Below are 2,234 nucleotides of genomic sequence, written 5' to 3'. Positions count from 1 at the left end.
CCGCATGCAGGGAGGACTCAGACGCATGCGCATGACCACCATCAATAACGTGGTCGAACTCAACCTCTTCATTGGGGTTGTTGGGCATGGGTATTCCTTTCGATCCGGAGAAGATCTTGCTGGATGGGGAAATTTAGAAGACTGACCAGCCGGTGCGGTCGGAGAGGTCGGCCAGGGCGGCGGTGCCGGCAAGGGAATTGCCCTTGGCATCCAGCCGGGGACTCCAGACGCAGATGGCGCACTGGCCCGGGACGATCACCAGGATCCCGCCGCCTACTCCGCTCTTGCCGGGCAGGCCTACCCGGTACGCGAATTCGCCGGCGGCGTCATACATGCCGCAGGTCAGCATGATGGAGCCGATCCGCTTGGCCTCGCTGGGCGCCAGCACCCGGCCGGTTGTTCCTTGGCCGTCATTGGCGAGGAACAGGCCGGCCCGGGCCAGTTGGACGCAGGTCATCATGATGGAGCACTGGCGGACGTAGTTCTCCACCACGACGCCGGCGGGCTGGGTAAGGTTGGCGAAATCCTTGAGGAAGTGCGCCAGGGCCAGGTTGCGGCTGCTGCCGGCCAGCTCGCCCGCAGCAGCGTCTTCGTCGATGAACGGTGCGTGCTGCCCTGGCTCCGGCGCATGGTTCCCCGCTTGTTCGGTGAGGAACCGCAGGAGCTGCGCGGCGGCGTCGGGCGTCTCTTCCAGCAGGTGGTCGGTGACCACCAGGGCGCCGGCGTTGATGAAGGGATTGCGGGGAATGCCCTTCTCGGCTTCCAGCTGGACCAGCGAGTTGAAGGACGTTCCGGAGGGCTCGCGCAGCACCCGGGACCACAGGGCGGCAGACCTGCCGCCCTGCAGGGCCATGGCCAGGGTGAACACCTTGGAAATGCTCTGGATGGAAAAGGGGACGCCGGCGTCCCCGGAGCTGAAGACCTCGCCGGAGGTGGTGGCGACAGCGATGCCGAATCGGTCGAACGGGACCGTGGCCAGGAAAGGGATGTTTCCGGGGACGCTGCCGGCGTCCTGCCTGGGCCGGTGGCGGCGAACAATGTCTTCGAGGAGAAGGCCCAGGGGCGGTGCGCTGAGTGTGGTGCTCATTTCCTGCCTGAATTGTCGGTGCCGGCGGCCCACTCCTGGAGATGGAGGAGTGCCACCAATGAATCGCGGGGGTTGCCGAAGTCCAGCCCGGTGACCTTGGCTGCCTTGGCAACGCGGTAGTACACGGTGTTTTTGTGCAGGTTCAAGTGCTTGGCGCACTCTGCGACGTCGAAGCAGGCGTCGAAGTAGGCCTGCAGGGTGACCGCGAGGTCCGCGTCTTCCTGGAGCAGCGCCGCCAGGCTGCGGTGCCGGAACGGTGAGCCCAGGAAGTTCCGTACGGCCTCGCGGTACAGGATTTCGGCTTCGAAATCGTCAACGGTGGCCACCGTGCCGGGTGCGGCGTTCCGCACGCACGCCAGCAGCGCTTCGGTGATGCCGGTGACCCCGTGGAGGGACAGCAGGTCCGGAGCCAGCGGTCCGACGGCGGCGAAGGGTGTGATGCCCAGGTGCTTGCGGGCATCCTTGACCACGGCTTCCGCGAGGGACCGCAGCCCCGCTTCCGCCGTGCCGGATTGGAGGTCCGGCAGGATGATGGCGGTGTCACCGTTGAACTGGCCCACGACGGCGGACGCCTTGTACGCGGCGGCGTGAATGGAGGCCAGGTTGGCCAGTTCGCCGTGCTTGAGCGCGGCGTCATCAGCCCGGGAGTCGGCGTCGGACATGCCGATCAGGAGCAGCGCCGCGGGACGCTCCGAAGGGATCTTTCCGCTGTGGGCACTGGCGGCGGCCTCGGCGGGGCCCGACAGGATCCGTGCCACCCGGTCCTCCCGCATGTGGACGGACTGCTGGTTGCGGTAGCGGATCAGTTCGGCGGAAACCCTGGCTGCGGATCCGGTGAGGACGTATTCCACGTCCGGGCCGAAGCCCTCTCCAGTCTCCTGGAGCCAGATGTAGCCCATGATCCGCTCCCCGGCGAAGAGCGCGATGGCCACCCGTTCACGCAGCCCGTCCTGGGGCCGGGCGGGCACGCGGACCGGCTGCCGGGTCCGGTGGAGTTCGCGGTAGGCGCCTAGGGCGTGTCTCCTAAAGCCTGGGCTGGTTGTTCGGGATGCTTGATGGGTGTCTCGTACTTCTGTTTTGACTGATGGGCAGTGGGCCCGCATCCAGCCGTTGTTGCCGTCCTCTAATGGCCGGCGGGGTCGTCCTT

2 protein-coding genes are annotated in these 2,234 nt (G+C 66.7%); both read right to left on the bottom strand.

All coding sequences use genetic code 11. From position 1 onward, the window contains the following. Window positions 1–133 precede the first annotated feature (133 nt). The gene (locus HNO81_RS19890; protein ID WP_175319812.1) at window positions 134–1,087 is read right to left on the bottom strand and encodes a glutaminase; all 954 of its coding nucleotides are present in this window, start codon (window positions 1,085–1,087) and stop codon (window positions 134–136) included. Further along, window positions 1,084–2,055, bottom strand: a complete 972-nt coding sequence (locus tag HNO81_RS20265) for a PucR family transcriptional regulator (protein WP_371818321.1) — start codon at window positions 2,053–2,055, stop codon at window positions 1,084–1,086. Before HNO81_RS20265 ends, HNO81_RS19890 begins: the two co-directional genes overlap by 4 nt. Window positions 2,056–2,234 lie beyond the last annotated feature (179 nt).

It is taken from the genome of Pseudarthrobacter sp. C4D7, assembly GCF_013359725.1.
Taxonomy (GTDB): Bacteria; Actinomycetota; Actinomycetes; order Actinomycetales; family Micrococcaceae; genus Arthrobacter.
Note: the sequence above shows the minus strand (reverse complement) of the source record. Positions and strands in the feature narration are given on the sequence as shown.